A 20,506-nucleotide genomic window follows, 5' to 3' on the forward strand; every position below is an offset into this window, starting at 1 on the left:
TCCCGTAGGAGAACGACATGCCCCCCAAGGGTCGTCAGGGCGCTGCCAAGAAGGTGCGCCGCAAGGAAAAGAAGAACGTCGCTCACGGGCACGCCCACATCAAGAGCACGTTCAACAACACGATCGTGTCCATCACGGACCCGACCGGCAACGTGATCTCGTGGGCCTCCGCCGGCCACGTCGGCTTCAAGGGCTCGCGCAAGTCCACGCCGTTCGCCGCGCAGATGGCCGCCGAGTCGGCTGCCCGTCGCGCGCAGGAGCACGGCATGCGCAAGGTCGACGTCTTCGTCAAGGGTCCCGGCTCCGGCCGTGAGACCGCGATCCGCTCCCTCCAGGCCACGGGCCTCGAGGTCGGTTCGATCCAGGACGTCACCCCCACGCCGCACAACGGCTGCCGTCCGCCCAAGCGCCGCCGCGTCTGACGCACGGTTGTCTTAGGTTCCGGGCGGTACGGCTCTTCGGAGGCGTGCCGCCCGTACCCTTGATGTATCTCAGGGCATCAAATAGTGGGTGCCCCTGAACTGAAGGAATCACTTCATGCTGATCGCTCAGCGTCCCTCGTTGACCGAAGAGGTCGTCGACGAGTTCCGCTCCCGGTTCGTGATCGAGCCGCTGGAGCCGGGCTTCGGTTACACCCTCGGCAACTCCCTTCGCCGGACCCTTCTCTCCTCGATCCCGGGTGCGGCGGTCACGTCCATCCGTATCGACGGTGTCCTGCACGAGTTCACCACCGTGCCGGGCGTCAAGGAAGACGTCACCGACCTGATCCTCAACATCAAGCAGCTGGTCGTCTCCTCGGAGCACGACGAGCCGGTCGTGATGTACCTGCGCAAGCAGGGCCCGGGTCTGGTCACCGCCGCCGACATCGCGCCCCCGGCCGGTGTCGAGGTGCACAACCCCGACCTCGTCCTCGCCACGCTCAACGGCAAGGGCAAGCTGGAGATGGAGCTGACCGTCGAGCGCGGTCGCGGCTACGTCTCCGCCGTGCAGAACAAGCAGGTCGGTCAGGAGATCGGGCGCATCCCGGTCGACTCGATCTACTCGCCGGTTCTCAAGGTCACCTACAAGGTCGAGGCCACGCGTGTCGAGCAGCGGACCGACTTCGACAAGCTGATCGTCGACGTCGAGACCAAGCAGGCCATGCGCCCCCGCGACGCCATGGCGTCCGCCGGTAAGACGCTGGTCGAGCTGTTCGGTCTCGCCCGTGAGCTGAACATCGACGCCGAGGGCATCGACATGGGTCCGTCCCCGACGGACGCCGCCCTGGCCGCCGATCTGGCGCTGCCGATCGAGGAGCTCGAGCTCACCGTTCGGTCGTACAACTGCCTCAAGCGCGAGGGCATCCACTCCGTGGGTGAGCTCGTCGCCCGCTCCGAGGCCGACCTGCTCGACATCCGCAACTTCGGTGCGAAGTCGATCGACGAGGTCAAGGCGAAGCTGGCCGGTATGGGCCTCGCCCTGAAGGACTCGCCTCCCGGCTTCGACCCGACCGCCGCCGCCGACGCCTTCGGCGCCGACGACGACGCGGACGCCGGTTTCGTGGAGACCGAGCAGTACTGATGTGACTGCCCGCAGGCAATCCGCCTGCGGGGCCCTGACCCCGGTACCTGATACGGCCGGGGCAGACACCTAGGAGAAACACCATGCCGAAGCCCACCAAGGGTGCCCGTCTGGGCGGCAGCGCCGCGCACGAGAAGCTGCTCCTCGCGAACCTCGCGAAGTCGCTCTTCGAGCACGGCAAGATCACGACGACCGAGGCCAAGGCCCGTCGTCTGCGCCCGTACGCGGAGCGTCTGGTCACCAAGGCGAAGAAGGGCGACCTTCACAACCGCCGTCAGGTGCTCACGGTCATCACGGACAAGAGCGTCGTCCACACGCTCTTCACCGAGATCGCCCCGCGCTACGAGAACCGTCCGGGTGGTTACACCCGTATCACCAAGATCGGTAACCGTCGTGGCGACAACGCGCCCATGGCTGTCATCGAGCTGGTCGAGGCCCTGACGGTCGCGCAGCAGGCCACCGGTGAGGCCGAGGCCGCCACCAAGCGTGCCGCCAAGGACGCCGAGGCTGCCGCTCCGGCCGCCGAGGTCGTCGAGGACGCCAAGCCGGCCGAGGCCGCCGAGGAGTCCAAGGACGCCTGAGGCTTCACGCCTTGAGTGTTGAGCGGGTCCGTCCCTGTGGGGGCGGGCCCGCTTTTCCTTTGTCTAGCGAGGGACTGTTGTTGTGAGCGATGAGGTAGCGGACGGGTTCGTGCGGGTGCGGCTCGATCTGTCGTACGACGGTGCCGACTTCTCCGGGTGGGCCAAGCAGGCCAGTGGGCGCCGGACCGTGCAGGGGGAGATCGAGGCCGCGCTGCGGACGGTGACCCGGTCCTCGGTGACGTACGACCTGACCGTGGCCGGGCGGACCGATGCCGGGGTGCACGCGCGCGGGCAGGTGGCGCACGTGGATCTGCCGGAGAGCGTCTGGGCCGAGCACCGCGAGAAGCTGCTCAAGCGGCTGGCCGGGCGGTTGTCCAAGGACGTGCGGGTGTGGTCCGTGGCGGAGGCGCCGAGCGGGTTCAACGCGCGGTTCTCGGCGATCTGGCGGCGGTACGCGTACCGGGTGACCGATCATCCCGGCGGGGTCGATCCGCTGGTGCGGGGTCATGTGCTGTGGCACGACTGGCCGTTGGACGTCGAGGCCATGAACGTCGCCGCGGAGGGGCTGCTGGGGGAGCACGACTTCGCCGCCTACTGCAAGCGGCGTGAGGGTGCCACGACCATTCGTACGCTGCAGGAGCTGAGCCTCGTGCGCGGGGACGACGGGATCATCACCGCCACCGTGCGGGCCGACGCCTTCTGCCACAACATGGTGCGCTCGCTCATCGGCGCGCTGCTCTTCGTGGGCGACGGGCACCGGCCGACGGACTGGCCGGGCAAGGTACTCGCCGCCGGGGTGCGGGATTCCGCGGTGCATGTGGTGCGGCCGCACGGGCTGACGCTGGAGGAAGTCGGTTACCCGGCCGACGAGTTGCTGGCCGCGCGCAATCTCGAGGCGCGCAACAAGCGGACGCTGCCGGGCGCCGGATGTTGCTGACGCGCTGACAGCCGAAACCTGTCGGCGGTTGTCACGGGGAGGGAAAGAAGAGCCAAAACCCTCGGGCAACACGCCTGTTCGGATGTGACACTGGTAACTCGGCTGTACTGCCGCAGTTCGGCCAGGGGTTCGAATGGGGTGGCCGGGCGCGGCGGGGATGACGCGGGTCCGCAAGGGCCTGGGGGGTTTCCGGCATGAGTTCTTCTGGTTCCGTGCGGACCGGCGGGCGCCGCGCCGCGCACCGACGGGAGCATCAACAGTTCGGGCTGCTGCCGCTGCCGCCGTCGGACCGGGAGAAGTACTCCTATACCCGGCGGCGGCTGTGGATCCTGACGATCAGCTCGCTCATCAGCTTCGGCTGCCTGGCGGTCAGCCAGGTCGAACTGGCCCGCTCCGCACCGGTGTTGTGGGTGTACGCGCCGCTGCTCGTCTTCACCGTCGTCTACTACCTGGTGTCGCTGCGGGTGAACGGGTTCACCCGGGACTTCGACATCAAGCGGCACCGGCGACTGGTGCGGAACTGGCGGCCCGAGACCTACCCGTCCGTCGATGTGTTCCTGCCGGTGTGCGGTGAACCGATCGCGGTGCTGCACAACACCTGGCGGCATGTGCGGGCGATGGCGGACCGGTACCCGGGCGTGTGCGTCCCGTTCGTGCTCGACGACCGGGCGAGCCCCGAACTCGCCGCGATGGCACGGGACTTCGGATTCCGCTACGGGACCCGGGAGAACCGCGGCTGGTTCAAGAAGGCCGGGAACCTGCACTTCGGGTTCGGGCGGTCCGACGGCACGTACATCCTGATCCTGGACGCCGACTTCACCCCGCGCGCCGATCTGCTGGAGGAACTGCTTCCCTACCCGGAGGCGGACGCCCGCATCGGCATCGTCCAGTCGCCGCAGTACTTCCGCGTCCTCGACTCGCAGAACTGGATCGAGCGCGGGGCCGGGGCGGTGCAGGAGCTGTTCTACCGGTCCGTGCAGGTGTCCCGGCAGGGCAGCGACGGAGCGATCTGCGTGGGCAGTTGTGCCGTGTACCGGCGGGCCGCCCTGGAGACCAACGGCGGTACGACGCTCATCGAGCACTCCGAGGACGTGCACACCGGGTTCGACCTGCGGGGCCTGGGCTGGGACCTGAGGTACGTGCCGGTCGCCGTGTCCACCGGGGTCTGCCCGGACAGCGCGAGCGCCTTCTTCAACCAGCAGTACCGCTGGTGCTCCGGCTCCATGAGCCTGCTCGGCAGCAGGAAGTTCTGGCAGCGGAAGATCAAGCTCTCCAGCCGGCTCTGTTACCTGTCCGGGTTCTTCTACTACATCCACACGGCGCTGTTCACCTTCGCCGCCCCCGTCATCCCGCTGGTGCTGCTGTTCGCCATGCCGGGCAAGCTCCTGATCGAGAACCTGGCCCTGGTGCTGCCCAGCATCGTCTACACCACGATCGTCTTCCCGATGTGGCACAAGGCGCCCTACCGCCTGGAGGCGTGGGCGGCCCGCATGATGTACGGCTGGGCGCACGTCTTCGCCATCTGGGACATCCTGCGCAGGAACCGGATGGGCTGGCTGCCCACCGGCTCCTCCGGCGCGCGGGAGAACAGAACCCGCCGGTTCTGGGTCGGCATGTGGGCCTGGAGCGGCGGCACCGCGGCGCTGTGGGTCGGCGCCGCCGTGTGGCGCATGTCCACCATGAACGCCCCCGACTTCGTCCTGATCCTGTCCTCCGGACTCTTCTACGCCCTCGTCGTGGGCCGGGTCCTCGTGCAGCCCCGAGCGGAGAGTGCCGTCTGATGGTGGCCCGGCGTATCCACAAGGCCCTGCGCGGCACGGTGCTCGTCCTCGCCGCCGTGCTCGCCCTCGGCGGCTGCTCGTCGGCCGACCACGACGCGGGCACGGGAGGCGGGGGGCCGGGCGGCGCGGGTCAGGGCGGCGCCGGCGAGGGCGCGCCGAGCGCGTCGGCGCAGGCCCCGTACGACGTGTCCCCGCTGCTGAAGCCCGCCAAGAAGTACTTCGGCGCGGCCGTCGACGGCGCCCCGATCTCGATGAAGCCCGTCGACGCGTACACGAGGACGACGGGCAAGCGGCCCAACCTGATCGAGTACTACGCGGCCTGGGGCGACGGCTTCGACGCCACCGGGGTGCGCAACGCCTGGGCATCGGGCGCGCTGACGCTGATGTCCTGGGAGCCGTTCGACGCGACCCTCGCCGACATCGCGGCCGGCAAGCAGGACACGTATCTGAAGGAGTACGCGGCCGCGGTCAGGAAACTGAACCTGCCCGTCGTCATCGACTTCGCCGACGAGATGAACGGCACCTGGGAGAAGTGGGGCACCGAGCACGCGACGCCGAAGCAGTACGTCGCCGCCTGGCGCCACCTGCACGACACGTTCGCCGAGGTCGGCGCCTCGAACGTGATCTGGGCCTGGTCGCCGAACGTCGTCAACCCGATGCCCGACGTGCGGCTCGCGCCGTACTACCCGGGTGACGAGTACGTCGACTGGGTCGGTCTGGTCGGCTACTTCGCGGGGCCCGATGCCACCTCGTTCGACGCCGTCTTCGGCCGGACGATCAAGGAGATCAGGGCCTTCACCGAGAAGCCGATGCTGCTGGTGGAGACGGCCGCGGAGCCCGGACAGCGGCGCGGCGCCGACGTGCACCACCTCTTCGCCGGCGTCGAGGGCGACGACAGTCTCATCGGGTTCATCTGGTTCAACTACGACAAGCGTGCCGACTGGCGTCTGGAGGCGAATCCGTCGGCGCTGGATCAGTTCAGGAAGCTCGCCGCCGACGACCGGTTCGGCTTCGACGTACGGAAACCGCGATGACCCCGGGCGGCGACGACCCGACGTTCGCGCTGCGCACCGTGACGCCCCCCGTCCCTGCCGAGCCCGGTTACGAGATACCCGAGACGCCCGAGGCCGGCTGGGACATGGCGGCCAGCGGTCGCCGCGCCTGGGTCGGCCGGGGCGTGCTGTTCGTCATCATGGCGATCCAGGCCGTTCTGTCCCTGCGACTGTCCAACACGGCGTTCCAGGACGAGGCGCTGTATCTGGCCGCCGGGCACTCCGAGCTCGCCCACCTGCTCCACGGGACGCCGCTGCCGAAGGACTACGCGGCCTACTTCTCGGGTTCGCCGCAGCTGTACCCGGTGCTCGCGGCCGTGGTGGACGGGAAGGCCGGGCTGGCCGGCGCCCGCGCGCTGAGCCTCGCCCTCATGCTGGGCACCACCGGCCTGCTCTACGCGATCACGCGCCGGCTCTTCAACGAGCGGACGGCGCTCGCCGCGGCCGGGCTGTTCGCCGTCGTGCAGTCGACGATCGTCATGGGGCACTACGCGACGTACGACGCGATGGCGCTGTTCCTGCTGGCGCTGGCCACCTGGATCGTGGTGCGCACCGACCGGCTGCCGGCCGTCGCGGCGCTGCTCGCCACCCCTGTCGCCGTGCTCGCCGTCGGCGTGAAGTACGCGTCCGCCCTGTACCTGCCGACGATCGTGGTGCTCGCGCTGCTCACGGCGTGGCCGAAGCGCGGCGCCGGATCCGCGATCCTGCGCGCCGTGCTGCTCGCGCTCGGCATCGGCGCACTGCTCGCGGCCGGCGCGTACTCCACCGATCTGCTCGCCGGTGTCCGGCAGACCACCACCGACCGTGCGCACGGCACCGACAGCGCGCGCCGGCTGCTGGAACAGTCGGCCGAGTGGGGCGGCCTGATGTTCCTCACGGCGGTCGGCGGCGCGGTCTCGTACGTGCGGCGCGGCCGGATGAACGAGTCGCCGCTCGCCCGCAGGCTGGGCAATCCGGGCCGGTGCTGGCGGCTGCTGCTCGGGCTGCTGCTGTGCGGCACCGCGCTGCTGGCGCCCGCCTACCAGATCCATCTGGCCACGGTCGTCTCGCTGTACAAGCACATCGGCTTCGGCCTGTTCTTCGCGGCGCCCATGGCGGGCGTCGGGCTGACCCGGCTGGTCGGAGCGCACTTCCGCCATCCGCAGCTCGGCATCCTGCTGTGGACGGCCGTGCTCTGCCTGGGCATCCAGCAGGCGGACTGGCGCTTCGGTCTGTGGCCCGACTCCACGCGGATGATCAGGACGATCTCCCCACACGTGAACTCCCATGGCCACTACCTGAGTTCGACGCCCGAAGTGCCCGTGTACTACCTGCGCGCGAAGACCAGCCACCGGCAGTGGCAGAGCGTCTTCGGCATGGAGTACTCGGACAAGAAGGGCCGGTACCACGCCGGGGACGACGCCTACCGGTCGGCGGTGCGCGACGGCGAGTTCGACCTGATCGTCCTGGACGGGCTGACCAACCCGCGGGTCGACGACATCGTCGCGGCCGCGATCAAGGGCAACGCGCACTACCGCCTGCTGGGCGACCTGCCGTTCACCAACTCCAGCGGCACCGGCACGTACCGGATCTGGATCAAGACCTCCTGACGCGCCCCCGGCCTTGCCGTCAGCCCCTCGCCGCCGCCGAGGCCTGCGCCTCGCCGCGCTGCTTGATCTGCTGGAAGGTGAACTGCTGGAGATCGTCGCCGAGGGCGAACATCACGGTGTCCTTCTTGGTGGCGTCCGTGCCGTTGGTGCGGCCGCCGTTGGTGAAGTACGTGTAGCGGCCCCAGGAGTTCGCCGTGGTGCGGCACACCGTCGTACGGCAGAACGTGGGCACCCCGGCGCCGGGCAGCGAGACGACCGTGCCGTCCTCGTACTCGTCCTTGGCCTTGAGTGCCTGCGCCTTGGAGTCGAAGACCGCGACGCCGATGGTGACCGCCGAGCCGTCCTTGTAATAGGTGGCGCGGATCACTTCGGTGCAGCCGTTCTTCTTCAGGACGCCGGCCAGGCCCTTCCGTGCCGCGGAGGCGCAGTCCTTGGTGCTGCTCGTGGCGCCCTTCTTGTACACGCGGTCACCCATGGTGAGCGTCTTGCCGGGGAAGAGCGTGTCCGGGCCGAGCGGGGCCTTGTCCTTGGCGGCGCTGTCGATGAAGTCGTTCGGGTCCAGCGGCGGCGGCGCGGACGTCGAGGCGAAGGACGGCTGGTCCGTCTTCTCCTCGCTCGGGATGTCCGCGGAGCTCGGCAGCTGGTCGGCCGGCTTGTTCCCGGCGTCGTTGCTCCTGTTCGTGGAGACGATGCCCCAGGCCACCGCCGATCCCACGGCGAGCGTGGCGACGACGGCACCGCCGATCATCAGCCAGCGCCTCTTGCGCGCGCGTGCCTCGGAGGCCTCGGCGAGCGCCGCCCAGTCCGGGGCGTTTCCGTTGTCACTGGTGCCACCGGGCCCCCACGAGGGTCCCCCCTGCCCAAAACTCATGGGGCGCATCTTAGACGGGGCACATGAGGGGCTGGGGAGGGTCCGCCGCCGACGGGTTACGCTGGATGCTTCGGCCGAGGCGGAGCCGGAGCGCGTTTTGACCCGTACGGGGCACCGCAGGTATTCTGCCTAGTCGTTATGCGTATCGGCCTGGTCGTTCTCAGGCGAGAGGCCCTTACGTAGGTTCCCTGGAGCAGTTACCAGTGGACGGCATACGGGAGTCTCCCCGGCCACTGTCGTCCCCAGCTGCACGATCGCTTCAGTGATGCCATGTCTCAGCACCCATCTACTGAAGAAGAAGGCTGCGAAGTGCGTACGTACAGCCCCAAGCCCGGCGATGTGACTCGCCAGTGGCACGTCATTGACGCGCAGGACGTCGTCCTGGGCCGTCTGGCCACCACTGCCGCGAACCTCCTCCGTGGCAAGCACAAGCCGACCTATGCCCCGCACATGGACATGGGCGACTTCGTCGTCATCATCAACGCGGACAAGGTTCACCTGTCCGGCAACAAGAAGACCCAGAAGATGGCGTACCGCCACTCCGGTTACCCGGGCGGTCTGCGCTCCGTGCGCTACGACGACCTCCTGGCGAACAACCCGGAGAAGGCCGTCGAGAAGGCCATCAAGGGCATGATCCCGAAGAACACGCTCGGCCGTCAGATGCTCTCGAAGCTGAAGGTCTACTCGGGCGACCAGCACCCGCACGCTGCCCAGCAGCCGGTGCCGTTCGAGATCACCCAGGTCGCGCAGTAGTTCCGGCCACACCCCCTAAGACAGAAAAGAATCTGAGGAGCATCGTGGCCGAGACCACTGCCGAGACGCCGGTCGAAGAGACCGAGATCGTCGACGTCGAGAGCTACACCACCGAGTCGGACGCCCCTGTCGAGGGCGAGTACACCTCGGAGTCCAACCCCGCCCGCTTCGGTGACCCGCAGCCGGCCGCCGGCCTGGGCCGCCGCAAGAACGCCATCGCGCGCGTTCGCATCGTGCCCGGCACCGGCAAGTGGAAGGTCAACGGGCGCACGCTCGAGGACTACTTCCCGAACAAGGTCCACCAGCAGGAAGTCAACGAGCCCTTCAAGGTGCTCGAGCTCGACGGCCGCTACGACGTCATCGCCCGCATCTCGGGTGGCGGCGTCTCCGGCCAGGCCGGCGCCCTGCGCCTCGGTGTTGCCCGCGCGCTGAACGAGGCCGACGTGGACAACAACCGCCCGGCGCTCAAGAAGGCCGGTTACCTCAAGCGTGACGACCGTGCGGTCGAGCGCAAGAAGGCCGGTCTCAAGAAGGCCCGCAAGGCCCCGCAGTACAGCAAGCGCTAAATCTCGCTGCCTGCTTGTTTTTCCCGTTCGCCCCGGCGGCACTTTGTGTGCTGCCGGGGCGTTCGGCTTATGGTCGACTTGTTTTCAGTTCGGAGGACACCAAGTGGGACGACTCTTCGGCACGGACGGTGTGCGCGGTGTGGCCAACGCCGACCTGACGGCCGAGATGGCGCTCGGTCTGTCGGTCGCGGCGGCGCACGTACTGGGTGAGGCTGGCAGCTTCGAAGGACATCGTGCCGTCGCCGTCGTCGGCCGTGATCCGCGGGCCTCGGGCGAGTTCCTGGAGGCCGCGGTCGTCGCGGGTCTTGCGAGCGCCGGTGTTGATGTACTGCGCGTCGGTGTGCTGCCCACCCCCGCGGTGGCGCATCTCACCGGTGCGCTGGGAGCCGACCTCGGCGTGATGCTCTCCGCGAGCCACAACGCCATGCCGGACAACGGCATCAAGTTCCTCGCGCGCGGCGGCCACAAGCTGGACGACGCCCTGGAGGAGCGCATCGAGTCGGTCTACGAGGAGCACCGCACCGGTGCCCCCTGGGACCGCCCGACGGGTTCCGGCGTCGGCCGCGTGAAGTCGTACGACGAAGGGCTCGACCAGTACATCGCCCACCTGGTGGGCGTGCTGCCGAACCGGCTCGACGGGCTGAAGATCGTCCTCGACGAGGCGCACGGGGCGGCGTCCCGCGTCTCTCCCGAGGCGTTCACGCGGGCCGGGGCCGAGGTCGTCACCATCGGCGCGGATCCGGACGGGCTCAACATCAACGACGGGTGCGGTTCGACCCACCTGGACCTGCTGAAGGCCGCGGTCGTCGAGCACCAGGCCGACTTCGGCATCGCGCACGACGGCGACGCCGACCGGTGCCTCGCCGTGGACCACACCGGGTCCGAGGTCGACGGCGACCAGATCATGGCCGTGCTCTCGATCGCGATGCAGGAGCGGGGCGCGCTGCGCCACGACACCGTCGTCGCGACCGTCATGTCGAACCTCGGGCTGAAGCTCGCCATGGAGCGGGCGGGCATCACGCTCGTGCAGACCGCGGTCGGTGACCGGTACGTCCTGGAGAACATGAAGGAGCACGGCTACGCGCTCGGCGGTGAGCAGTCGGGGCACGTGATCGTGCTCGACCACGCCACCACCGGTGACGGCACGCTGACCGGGCTGCTGCTCGCGGCGCGGGTCGCGCAGACCGGGCGCACCCTGAAGGACCTGGCGTCCGTCATGGAGCGGCTGCCGCAGGTCCTCATCAATGTGCCGGACGTGGACAAGTCCCGGGTCGACTCGTCGCCGGAGCTGACCACCGCCGTGGCGGACGCGGAGCGGGAACTCGGTTCCACCGGGCGGGTGTTGCTGCGTTCTTCCGGGACCGAGCCGTTGGTGCGGGTCATGGTCGAGGCCGCCGACATCGAGCAGGCTCGGACTGTGGCCGGGCGGCTCGCGGATGTGGTGAAGTCGGCGCTCGGCTAGGGCCTGTCTCCCAGATCCCTCCGTCGCCCGAAGGGCGGCCCGGCGGCGTCTGGTGCGTGCTCTCGGCGGGCCGGGTGCAAGGTCTCGTACTGGATGTACTTGGCCTTGTGCCCGGTGCGGCGAATGGGGTCTCCCCTGCTCGAGCGAAGTTCGAGAGCTTGGGGAAGCGTGCCAGGCGTCGCGGGGCAGGAGGGATCTGGGAGGCAGGCCCTAGGCGCCTGCCACGTTGTCTGCGCGGCCGGGTGCGGCATTCGTCGTGGCTGGTCGCGCAGTTCCCCGCGCCCCTTACGGGGCGCTTTTCCCTGCCCTCTTCCAGAGCCACTTCTGGGCCAGGAGCGTCAGCGTGCCCGCCAGGACGATGCCCAGCAGGTTCAGGAGCAGTTGTTCCGTCGAACCCCAGGCCTGTTGGTACTCGTTGTAGCTGAAGGCCACCGCCGCGTTCGCCGCAGCCGGGACCGTCGTCACCGAGATGGCGACGCCGACCATGGCGCCCGACTTCGCCGACGTCAGGGAGAGGGTGCCGGCCGCGCCCGCGAGGACCGCCACCACGAACGAGAACCAGTCGGGGCGGTAGATGAAGTTGGTGTTGGGCCGGTCCGCCTCCAGCTGGGAGTAGCTGAACAGGTGCACCGCGTCCATGAAGTAGCTGAAGCCGACCGTCACCACCATCGACACCGCGAACCCGACGAGCAGCGCGATCAGCGAGCGCAGCGCCAGGCGCGGGGCGCGCCGCACCAGCGAGGTGCACACCCCGGCGACCGGGCCGAAGTCGGGGCCGACGGCCATCGCGCCGACGATCAGGATCGCGTTGTCGAGGACCACACCGCAGGCCGCGATCATGGTGGCGATCACCATGAAGGCGACGTAGGTGACGGAGAGCGTGGACTCCTCGTGCGTGGCTTCGGTGAGCTGCTCCCACAGGACCGCGTCCGCGCCCTCGCCCGGTGCGTCGTCCTCCGCCTTGTCGGCGCGCTGGGAGAGCGAGAGGTCGATGCTCTCGACGGCGATCGACCCGGTCTCGTCGACGCCCAACTCCTTCAGCCCCGCGATGAGTTCGTCACCGGCCTCGCGGGCGACGTCGCACATGACGACGTCGCCCACCGGGTTGCGGGCCGCTCCCGGCAGCACCGCGAGGTGCGCGGTGCCGACCGTCTTCTCGATCAGGCGCACCACGTCGTCCGTCGTGTCGGCCGGGGTGATCAGGCGCAGATGCAGCATGACGCCTTTCTAACAGCAGCGGGCGGGGCGTTGACTACAGCTTGCGCAGACGCAGGCGCTGCACCTTGTGGTCGGGCCCCTTGGTGATGACGAGGTTCGCGCGGCCGCGCGTGGGCGCCACGTTCTCCAGCAGGTTGACCTTGTTGACGGTCCGCCAGGTCGTGCGCGCGTAGTCGAGCGCCTCCTCCTCCGAGACCTGCGTGTACTTCTGGAAGTACGAGGACGGGTTCTGGAAGGCGGTCGCGCGCAGCTTCTTGAAGCGGTTGAGGTACCAGCGCTGGATGTCCTCCTCGCGCGCGTCCACGTACACACTGAAGTCGAAGAAGTCGGCGAGGCCGACGCGGGTGCGGCCGTCCTTGCCGGGCAGGGCGGGCTGCAGGACGTTGATGCCCTCGACGATGAGGATGTCGGGGCGGCGGACGGTCAGTTTCTCGTCGGGGAGGATGTCGTAGATCAGGTGCGAGTAGACGGGGGCCGTCACCTCGTCCTTGCCCGCCTTGATGTCGGCGACGAACCGGGTCAGGGCCCGTCGGTCGTACGACTCGGGGAAGCCCTTCCGCGACATCAGGCCGCGGGCCTCCAGCTCCTTGGTGGGCAGCAGGAAGCCGTCGGTCGTGACGCGTTCGACGCGGGGGTGCTCGGGCCAGCGCGACAGGAGCGCCTGGAGGAGCCGGGCCACGGTCGACTTGCCGACGGCCACGGAGCCGGCGACCCCTATGACGAACGGCGTGCCGGACTGGGAGCCCTTCTTCCCGGTGTCGCCGAGGAACGTGTTGAGCGCGCTGCGCAGTCCGTCGGTCGCGCCGACGTACAGGTTCAGCAGACGTGACAGCGGCAGATAGATGTCGCGGACCTCGTCGAGGTCGATCACGTCGCCGAGGCCGCGCAGCCGTTCCAGCTCCTCGGCGGTGAGGGGCAACGGCGTCTTGTCGCGCAGAGCGCTCCACTCGCCGCGGGTGAGGTCGACATAGGGAGTCGCCTCCGGCTTGTGCCGGTGGGCGCTCCGCAGGTTTTCGGAGACCGGTGAGATCACAGTCCATTGTTACGGCTGTGTGGCAGGTCGTGGAGGTGGGGTGCGTCACGCCGGGTGGTCCGCCGCCTCCCCGACGTCACACTGTGCGCACATGTATGGACCTCATGTGGTGACAGCGGTAGGTTCCGCAGACCTGAGGGACGGAGCCGCTCCCGAGGGCCGGGAGGTGACCGTCGTGTCCGTGCTGCGCCGTTTACGTGGACGAAGGCGCCCACGTGACGACTGGGCCGAGCGGGTGTGCAGTGAGCTCGCGCAGGACCTGCCGGACGAGGACATCGGCGAGGACCTGGACGACTGCCTCGACCTCTACGAGATGGGCAGCAAGCCGCGCTGCGAGGAGGCCGAGTACCTGGGCCTCGTGCAGGACGCGCGGGACCGCATCGTGTGGGGCCGTTGATCCGGCCGGATGCGGGCCTACGCTGCCCCGTATGTGCGGAATCGTGGGATACGTAGGTTCACAGTCGGCTCATGACGTCGTCCTCGCCGGGCTCAAGCGCCTGGAGTACCGGGGCTACGACTCGGCGGGGATCGCGGTCCTCGCGGACGGCGAGCTCGCCGCCGAGAAGAAGGCCGGCAAGCTCGCCAATCTGGAGAAGTCGCTGGTGGACCGGCCGCTGCCGGCCGGCGCCACGGGCATCGGGCACACCCGCTGGGCCACCCACGGCGGCCCCACCGACGCCAACGCGCACCCGCACCTCGACAACGCGGGCCGGGTCGCCGTCGTCCACAACGGGATCATCGAGAACTTCGCGGCGCTGCGGACCGAGCTCGCCGAGCGCGGGCACGCGCTCGCCTCCGAGACGGACACCGAGGTCGTCGCGCATCTGCTGGGCGAGGAGTTCTCGGGGGACCTGGCGGAGGCGATGCGCCGGGTCTGCCGTCGCCTGGAGGGCGCGTTCACGCTGGTCGCGGTGCACGCGGACGCGCCGGACGTGGTCGTGGGCGCGCGCCGGAACTCGCCGCTGGTGGTCGGCGTCGGGGAGGGCGAGGCGTTCCTGGCCTCCGACGTCGCGGCGTTCATCGCGCACACGCGCTCCGCGATCGAGCTGGGCCAGGACCAGGTCGTCGAGCTGCGCCCGGACGCGGTGACCGTGACGGACTTCGACGGCCGGGCCGCCGACGTGCGCAGGTACCACGTCGACTGGGACGCCTCGGCCGCCGAGAAGGGCGGCTACGACTACTTCATGCTCAAGGAGATCGCCGAGCAGCCGAAGGCCGTCGCGGACACGCTGCTCGGGCGGATCGGGGCCGAGGGCCAGCTGACGCTGGACGAGCTGCGGATCCCGACGCAGGTGCTGCGGATGGTCGACAAGGTGGTGATCGTGGCGTGCGGGACGGCGTTCCACGCGGGCCTGATCGCGAAGTACGCCATCGAGCACTGGACCCGCATCCCGTGCGAGGTGGAGCTGGCCAGCGAGTTCCGCTACCGGGACCCGATCCTCGACGCGCGCTCGCTCGTCATCGCCATCTCCCAGTCCGGCGAGACCATGGACACGCTGATGGCGCTGCGGCACGCGCGCGAGCAGGGCGCGACGGTGCTCGCGATCTGCAACACGAACGGCTCGACGATCCCGCGCGAGTCGGACGCGGTGCTGTACACGCACGCCGGTCCCGAGGTCGCGGTCGCCTCGACGAAGGCGTTCCTGACGCAGCTGGTGGCCTGCTACCTGGTCGCCCTGTACCTGGGGCAGGTGCGCGGCACCAAGTGGGGTGACGAGATCGCCGCCGTCGTACGGGAGCTGGGCCGCAGCGGCGAGGAGGTCGAGCGGGTCCTGGAGACCATGGAGCCGGTGCGGGAGCTGGCGCGTTCCCTGGCCGGGCAGGACACCGTGCTGTTCCTGGGGCGGCACGTGGGCTATCCGGTCGCCCTGGAAGGCGCGCTGAAGCTCAAGGAGCTCGCGTACATGCACGCCGAGGGCTTCGCGGCGGGCGAGCTGAAGCACGGGCCGATCGCGCTGATCGAGGACGGGGTGCCGGTGGTGGTCGTCGTGCCGTCGCCGCGCGGCCGCTCGGTCCTGCACGACAAGATCGTGTCCAACATCCAGGAGATCCGGGCGCGCGGGGCCCGGACCATCGTGATCGCGGAGGAGGGCGACGAGGCGGTGGTGCCGTACGCGGACCACCTCGTCCGGGTGCCCGTCACGCCCACCCTGCTCCAGCCGCTGGTGGCGACGGTGCCGCTGCAGGTCTTCGCGTGCGAGCTGGCCACGGCGCGCGGGAACGAGGTGGATCAGCCTCGGAATCTGGCGAAGTCGGTCACCGTGGAGTAGGCCTTCACGTCGTCGAGGAATGCGGTGAAGACTCCGGCCGGGAAGGTGAGGGTGCCTTGGGCCGGGGTCTTTGAGTCGCGGATGGATATGTGGGTGGGGTGGGTGGCGAGCTCGATGCAGGAGTCGCCGTCGCCCGGCCCCGAGTAGGACGACTTCCGCCAGGTGTCGGGGGTGCCCATGGAGTGCCTCACAGCTCTTTCGTGACCCGGTGGATGAAGTCACGCGATCGCGCGGAGTCGAGTGACATCGCTTCCACTTTACGGAAGAGCGTTCGAAAGGCGTTGAGTTGGGCCTCGGAGTCGACGAAGGCCGCACCGTGTGGTGCGTCGCGTACGACCGTGTCCAGCTGCGGGAGGGTGCCTCCCGCGAGGGTCATGGTGCTGGCGGCGCCGGCGAATCCTTCCAGGGCGAAGGGGATGACCCGGACGTCGACATGGTCCGTCTGCGACAGTTCCAGGAGCTGAACGAGTTGGGCTCGGGCTGCCGCACGGTCGCTGACCATGATGCGCAGCGCCGCCTCGTGGATGACCGCTTCGTACGGGACCGGGGCCGGGCCATCGAGGATCACCTTGCGCTGCATTCGATGTCGTACGCGCAACTCCAGCTCTTCGGGCGGGAGTTCAGGTGTCCGGAAGCTGTAGACGGCGCGGGCGTAGTCCTCCGTCTGGAGTGGGCCGGGGACGAACAGGAACTGGACTTCCCTCATGTGTGAGGCGTGGTGCTCCAGCTCGGCCAGGTCGAGGAAGGGGTGGGGGAGAGATCCGCGGTACTCCTCCCACCAGCCGCGTGTGCGGTCGGTGGCCATCGCGACCAGTGCGGAGATCAACTCCGTGTCCGTGCAGGCGTAGTGAGCGGCGAGGAGGCGCAGCCGCTTCTCGCTCACCCCGGCGAGGGCGGCCTCGATCTGGCTGATCTGGGCGGGGCTCACCCCGAGCAGGGTTGCCGCTTCGCGGCTGGTGAGGCCTGCCGCGTTGCGGAGCCTGCGCAGTTCGGTCGCCAGGCGCATCTGGCGCGCTGTCGGCTCGCTCCTCAGCGCCATCGACGCTCCTCTCAACTCGCCTTCCGGCGTTACTCGTTCGGGCGGTAGGTTACGCGATCCGCTTGCGAGACCTAAATAATTAAGTCCACCGTCGGTGGTGCGCTACTCACTCTGCGGATTGCCGGGGCTCCGGAAGCGCACCGCTCCGTCCTGCCATGACGGACGCGGCATGCCACCGCCCGCCGACCGCAACTCCACCCTGAGCGACCGGAGTTGACGCATGCCCGAAACAGAATCCACGGAATCTGGGAGTACCAGCTGCAGCCGCTGCTGTTCGTGCTGACGCAGAGCAGGGCCACGGCCCGCTGGGCCGCACAGCCCATCCGGCTGGGACTGTCCTGGTACCCGACGGTGACGGTTCGTCCCTTCGTACTCGGGCCGGACAACGTACCGCTGATCACGGACGAGAAGCAGGCGATGGAGGACCCGTCGCTCGCCGTCTTCTCGGCGATCGTCCACGCCCGGGGCAAGCGCTGCGCTGCCATACTGGAAATGCTCGCGGCGGTTCTGGACACCATCGACCGCGACAGTGCGGCGATGTTCGCGCAGTTCGTGGAGTCGGGCCTGGCGAGCAAACCGGCTCGGGACATCTGGAGGAACCTGATGACGTCGGTGAACTACTTCTTCCGGAACCCCGTCGCCGAAGGCTTTCGTGAAGAAGGTCGGGAAGAAGGTCGGGAAGAAGGCCGGATCGAGGATCGCGCGGAGATGACCCTGCGCATTCTCGAATGGCGCGGTGTTCCGGTCCCCGAGCATGTCCGCGAGCGCGTCCTCACCTGCACCGACGGCGACCAGCTCACCGTCTGGGCCCAGCGGGCCGTCCACGCCGCCGACGCCGCGGATCTCTTCGTCGACGCCGGTTGATCCCCCGACCGTAAGGTGCTCGGCATGAGCATCATCGGGGTCGGAATCGACGTGGCCGAGATCGAGCGGTTCGCGGCGGCGCTGGAGCGTACGCCGGGGATGGCCGCGCGCCTGTTCACGGACGGCGAGCTGTTGCTGCCGAGCGGCGAGCGGCGCGGGGTCGCCTCGCTCGCCGCCCGCTTCGCGGCGAAGGAGGCTGCGGCCAAGGCGCTGGGTGCGCCGAAGGGGCTGCGGTGGACCGACGCGGAGGTGTACGTCGAGGAGAGCGGGCAGCCGCGGCTCCGGGTGAGCGGGACGGTGGCGGCGCGGGCGGCCGAGTTGGGGATCGCCGGGTTCCATGTGTCGCTGAGTCATGACGCGGGGGTTGCGTCCGCTGTGGTGGTGGCGGAGGGGTGAGGGTTCGGCGGATGGCGGAGGCGGCCGCTTGACCGGCGAACTGGGCATGGAGCTGATCGCCAGTCCTCGCGACGAGCGTGTGTGGGAGGAGCTTGGAGACGCAGCTACCTGGAGTGCGTATGCGGCGGAACTGCGCCGAGTGCTCGGAGCGGTGATCGAGAAGAGCGGCGCCGACCGCTTGGAGGTCACCTACCTGATGGTGAGCGAGCCCCTCGACGACGGGCACCCAGGCCTCCGCAACGGTACGGAGGTCCAGGCCCCGCAAGCGATTGATCTTGTCGAGGAAATGGCCGCCGGCCGCGGGCCGTATGCCTGTCTTTCCGCCCCGGGGCGGCTTCAGATCGAGTCGGGATGGGACGGGGCCGTACATCTCTGCACGACACAAGCTGTAGCCGCCGATTTGGCGGGGCTCCGTGGCGATGACGTGATTCTTCGGTGGCGCGACGGAGCTCCTGAACCCACGGAGATCTTGAATCCCGTCGTTGCTGTCGCGGACGAGAGTTTCTGGGCGACGGTGGCGGAGGTCTCCGAACGCTTCACGTTGTTGTGCGAGCGCTGGGCGTACGGCGCCTACGGGTGGAGATGGTTCCGCGTGACTCGGGAGAACGCGGCCGAACTGGCCCGACTCGTGCGGCCGCGTTCGCTGGTCTGCGTGGCTACCGAGCCGGACTTGCACCCCAGGCCTGAGCTGCTGGAGGACAACTTCACCGCCTTCTCGGCCCCGCTGCTTCCGGGCGAGTTGGCCTACCGGTCCTACCCCGGTGGCGCCGATTCGCTCGCAGAGGTCATGGGTGAGGGCTTCTCACTCATGCTGGCGGACAAGGCGATGGGCGACCGGTGCGCCGTGGTGCCGGACCCGGACGGGGTGCTGAGGGCGCAGTGGGAGAACCCGGCGGAACCGTAGGCCGATTGCCCACAGCCGCGTCGGTCAGTGGAACTCGTGCACCACTTCGATCTCACCGACGATGTGTGTATTGAACTCGTCGAGCTCCTCGGCCGGAACCCAGAGTTCGAGGATCGTCCGGCCGCCTGCCTGTTGGACCGGGTACCGGGTCACGAAATCCGACTCGACCTCGAAGCGGGTGACGAAACCCGCGCCGTCGTGCTTGACGTTCCAGTCCCTGGCGATCTTGATGGCGTAGTCCTCGTTGAGGACCGGGTAGAAGATCGGCTGCTCGGGCAGACGGGGCGGCCAGGCGCGCCAGTTCAACTCCCGGACCAGGTCCAGCTCCTTGGGGCCGGTGGGGCGCCACAGGGTCGTCGTTGCTCGGCTGCTGGTCATCGAAGTAACTCTCTCGTCGCGGCGACCGCGGGCACAGCCGGTCGGGGAAGCCAGACCGTACCTGTGGCTCGGGCGGCGCGGCCACGGGATTTGGGACCGGAGGCATTGTCATAGGGGCGTGGCAGAGTGCGCGGCCATGGACATCGACACGTTCTGGAACGTCATCGAAGCCGCGCGGGCCGAGGCGGCCCAAGCGAACGAGCCTTTTGACGAGGTCCTCGTCAGGCAGCTCGTGGACCGGCCGCAGCAGGAGATCCTGGAGTACGCGGAACGCTTCGACGAGGTGCATGGCGCTCTGTACCGCTGGGACGTGTGGGCGGCGGCCTATCTCATCGGGGGCGGCTGCTCCGACGACAGCTTCATCGACTTCCGGGCCGGAGTGATTGCTCTGGGCCGTGGGTGGTACCGGAAGGTGGCCAACGACCCCGACAGCCTCGCGGCGCACCCCGATGTGATCCCGGCGGTCAACGACCCGGATCGCCCTGAGGCGTTGTTCTACGAGGACGTGAACTACGCAGCCGTAGAGGCGTTCCGGCGGATCACCGGTGACGGGGATTCCTTCTGCACAGCGTGGGAGACATTCCGCCGGGCCGATGAGGGGAATGGCACCGCAGGTGACATGGGGGAGGATTTCGACTTCGACGACGACGAGGAAATGAGCCGTCGACTGCCCCGGCTGGCCGCGCTGTTTCGCGGTGCCCACCACTGAGACCGATCCTGCGCCGGAGGCTTCTGATGCCGGAACTCTTTGACGACAGCGACGACGACAGCGACGACGACAGCGACTACTGCACGGGGCCTCCGCTCGACGGTGACATGGTCCGTCGGGCAGAGGCCGACCTCGGTGTGCGATTGCCCCGCGGCTACGTCGAGGTGCTGCTCCTGCGGAACGGAGGGGTTCCGCGACACCGTTGTTGCCCCACGACCTTTCCCACCTCGTGGGCCGCCGATCACTTCGAGATCAGTGCGATACGAGGGATCGGCGGCGCCTGGGGAATCGACTCGGAGGCGGGCGGAGGGAGCGCCTACCTGGTGTCCGAGTGGGGGTATCCGGACATCGGAGTGGTGATCCGCGACACCCCTTCCGGTGGTCATGACACGGTGATGCTCGATTACTCCGAGTGCGGCCCCGAGGGCGAGCCCGCCGTCGCGTACGTCGATGAGGACCGGGTGCCGCGGCGCGTGGCGGATTCATTCGGTGAGTTCATTGCACGGCTGGTTCCTCTTGGGGCGTTCGACGGCGAGGGCTGAC

The 20,506-nt window shown here is 68.9% G+C and carries 23 protein-coding genes; 17 read left to right on the forward strand and 6 right to left on the reverse strand.

Annotation, left to right across the window (positions count from 1 at the left end):
- The first annotated feature begins 17 nt into the window (after positions 1-17).
- The 7 genes from rpsK (at position 18) to B072_RS0102655 (ending at position 7,500) form a co-directional block, all read left to right on the forward strand.
- Positions 18-422 carry a 30S ribosomal protein S11 gene (gene rpsK / locus B072_RS0102625; RefSeq protein WP_003948617.1) on the forward strand — a complete coding sequence of 135 codons (405 nt, stop codon included), beginning with the start codon at positions 18-20 and terminating at the stop codon, positions 420-422.
- Between the two features lie 115 nt (positions 423-537).
- Positions 538-1,560, forward strand: coding sequence for a DNA-directed RNA polymerase subunit alpha (locus B072_RS0102630; RefSeq protein WP_003966937.1), 1,023 nt, complete (start codon positions 538-540; stop codon positions 1,558-1,560).
- An 83-nt stretch (positions 1,561-1,643) separates the two neighbouring features.
- The gene (rplQ, locus tag B072_RS0102635) at positions 1,644-2,141 is read left to right on the forward strand and encodes a 50S ribosomal protein L17 (protein ID WP_018528369.1); all 498 of its coding nucleotides are present in this window, start codon (positions 1,644-1,646) and stop codon (positions 2,139-2,141) included.
- A gap of 82 nt (positions 2,142-2,223) precedes the next feature.
- Positions 2,224-3,078: a tRNA pseudouridine(38-40) synthase TruA gene (gene truA, locus B072_RS0102640; RefSeq protein WP_018528370.1), complete on the forward strand. Its 855-nt coding sequence runs from the start codon at positions 2,224-2,226 to the stop codon at positions 3,076-3,078.
- A gap of 194 nt (positions 3,079-3,272) precedes the next feature.
- A complete protein-coding gene (locus B072_RS0102645) occupies positions 3,273-4,859 on the forward strand; it encodes a glycosyltransferase family 2 protein (RefSeq protein ID WP_078506253.1) in 1,587 nt (528 codons plus the stop codon).
- The gene (locus B072_RS0102650) at positions 4,859-5,893 is read left to right on the forward strand and encodes a glycoside hydrolase family 26 protein (protein WP_018528372.1); all 1,035 of its coding nucleotides are present in this window, start codon (positions 4,859-4,861) and stop codon (positions 5,891-5,893) included. The genes B072_RS0102645 and B072_RS0102650 overlap by 1 nt, the downstream gene beginning before the upstream one ends.
- Positions 5,890-7,500: an ArnT family glycosyltransferase gene (locus B072_RS0102655; protein ID WP_018528373.1), complete on the forward strand. Its 1,611-nt coding sequence runs from the start codon at positions 5,890-5,892 to the stop codon at positions 7,498-7,500. The genes B072_RS0102650 and B072_RS0102655 overlap by 4 nt, the downstream gene beginning before the upstream one ends.
- Positions 7,501-7,519: 19 nt before the next feature.
- On the opposite strand, the gene B072_RS0102660 is transcribed toward B072_RS0102655, so the two are convergent.
- Positions 7,520-8,371, reverse strand: coding sequence for a hypothetical protein (locus B072_RS0102660; protein WP_026245380.1), 852 nt, complete (start codon positions 8,369-8,371; stop codon positions 7,520-7,522).
- A gap of 309 nt (positions 8,372-8,680) precedes the next feature.
- On the opposite strand from B072_RS0102660, the gene rplM reads away from it, so the two are divergent.
- From rplM to glmM, 3 genes are all read left to right on the forward strand, one after another.
- Complete coding sequence (rplM, locus tag B072_RS0102665) at positions 8,681-9,124, forward strand: 50S ribosomal protein L13 (RefSeq protein ID WP_026245381.1); 444 nt, start codon at positions 8,681-8,683, stop codon at positions 9,122-9,124.
- 44 nt (positions 9,125-9,168) lie between these two features.
- A complete protein-coding gene (gene rpsI / locus B072_RS0102670; protein ID WP_018528376.1) occupies positions 9,169-9,690 on the forward strand; it encodes a 30S ribosomal protein S9 in 522 nt (173 codons plus the stop codon).
- 103 nt (positions 9,691-9,793) lie between these two features.
- Positions 9,794-11,152, forward strand: a complete 1,359-nt coding sequence (gene glmM, locus B072_RS0102675; protein WP_018528377.1) for a phosphoglucosamine mutase — start codon at positions 9,794-9,796, stop codon at positions 11,150-11,152.
- 285 nt (positions 11,153-11,437) lie between these two features.
- Here the strand turns inward: glmM and B072_RS0102680 are convergent, their stop codons facing one another.
- Both B072_RS0102680 and coaA read right to left on the reverse strand, forming a co-directional pair.
- Positions 11,438-12,370, reverse strand: coding sequence for a DUF389 domain-containing protein (locus tag B072_RS0102680; protein ID WP_018528378.1), 933 nt, complete (start codon positions 12,368-12,370; stop codon positions 11,438-11,440).
- Between the two features lie 34 nt (positions 12,371-12,404).
- Entirely contained in the window at positions 12,405-13,403 is a 999-nt protein-coding gene (coaA, locus tag B072_RS0102685) for a type I pantothenate kinase (RefSeq protein WP_018528379.1), read from the reverse strand.
- A gap of 235 nt (positions 13,404-13,638) precedes the next feature.
- Here coaA and B072_RS48575 point away from each other — a divergent pair, with 235 nt between their 5' ends.
- Entirely contained in the window at positions 13,639-13,800 is a 162-nt protein-coding gene (locus B072_RS48575) for a hypothetical protein (protein WP_018528380.1), read from the forward strand.
- Positions 13,801-13,831: 31 nt separating this feature from the next.
- On the forward strand, positions 13,832-15,673 hold the full coding sequence (gene glmS, locus B072_RS0102695) for a glutamine--fructose-6-phosphate transaminase (isomerizing) (RefSeq protein ID WP_018528381.1): 1,842 nt from the start codon (positions 13,832-13,834) through the stop codon (positions 15,671-15,673).
- Here the strand turns inward: glmS and B072_RS0102700 are convergent.
- The gene (locus B072_RS0102700) at positions 15,634-15,852 is read right to left on the reverse strand and encodes a DUF397 domain-containing protein (RefSeq protein ID WP_018528382.1); all 219 of its coding nucleotides are present in this window, start codon (positions 15,850-15,852) and stop codon (positions 15,634-15,636) included. The genes glmS and B072_RS0102700 overlap by 40 nt on opposite strands.
- 8 nt (positions 15,853-15,860) lie before the next feature.
- A complete protein-coding gene (locus B072_RS0102705; protein WP_018528383.1) occupies positions 15,861-16,712 on the reverse strand; it encodes a helix-turn-helix domain-containing protein in 852 nt (283 codons plus the stop codon).
- 276 nt (positions 16,713-16,988) lie between these two features.
- On the opposite strand from B072_RS0102705, the gene B072_RS42220 reads away from it, so the two are divergent.
- The 3 genes from B072_RS42220 to B072_RS0102720 are packed head-to-tail and all read left to right on the forward strand — an operon-like array spanning position 16,989 to position 18,876.
- A complete protein-coding gene (locus tag B072_RS42220; protein WP_199790997.1) occupies positions 16,989-17,576 on the forward strand; it encodes a hypothetical protein in 588 nt (195 codons plus the stop codon).
- Between the two features lie 24 nt (positions 17,577-17,600).
- Positions 17,601-17,972: a holo-ACP synthase gene (locus B072_RS0102715; RefSeq protein ID WP_018528385.1), complete on the forward strand. Its 372-nt coding sequence runs from the start codon at positions 17,601-17,603 to the stop codon at positions 17,970-17,972.
- A 28-nt stretch (positions 17,973-18,000) separates the two neighbouring features.
- Positions 18,001-18,876: a hypothetical protein gene (locus tag B072_RS0102720; RefSeq protein ID WP_018528386.1), complete on the forward strand. Its 876-nt coding sequence runs from the start codon at positions 18,001-18,003 to the stop codon at positions 18,874-18,876.
- Positions 18,877-18,900: 24 nt separating this feature from the next.
- Here the strand turns inward: B072_RS0102720 and B072_RS0102725 are convergent, their stop codons facing one another.
- Positions 18,901-19,254, reverse strand: a complete 354-nt coding sequence (locus B072_RS0102725; RefSeq protein ID WP_018528387.1) for a hypothetical protein — start codon at positions 19,252-19,254, stop codon at positions 18,901-18,903.
- Positions 19,255-19,390: 136 nt separating this feature from the next.
- On the opposite strand from B072_RS0102725, the gene B072_RS0102730 reads away from it, so the two are divergent.
- On the forward strand, positions 19,391-19,963 hold the full coding sequence (locus B072_RS0102730; protein WP_018528388.1) for a DUF4240 domain-containing protein: 573 nt from the start codon (positions 19,391-19,393) through the stop codon (positions 19,961-19,963).
- A gap of 26 nt (positions 19,964-19,989) precedes the next feature.
- On the forward strand, positions 19,990-20,505 hold the full coding sequence (locus B072_RS0102735) for an SMI1/KNR4 family protein (protein ID WP_018528389.1): 516 nt from the start codon (positions 19,990-19,992) through the stop codon (positions 20,503-20,505).
- Position 20,506: the final 1 nt, after the last annotated feature.

Source organism: Streptomyces sp. HmicA12, from assembly GCF_000373565.1.
Lineage (GTDB): Bacteria > Actinomycetota > Actinomycetes > Streptomycetales > Streptomycetaceae > Streptomyces.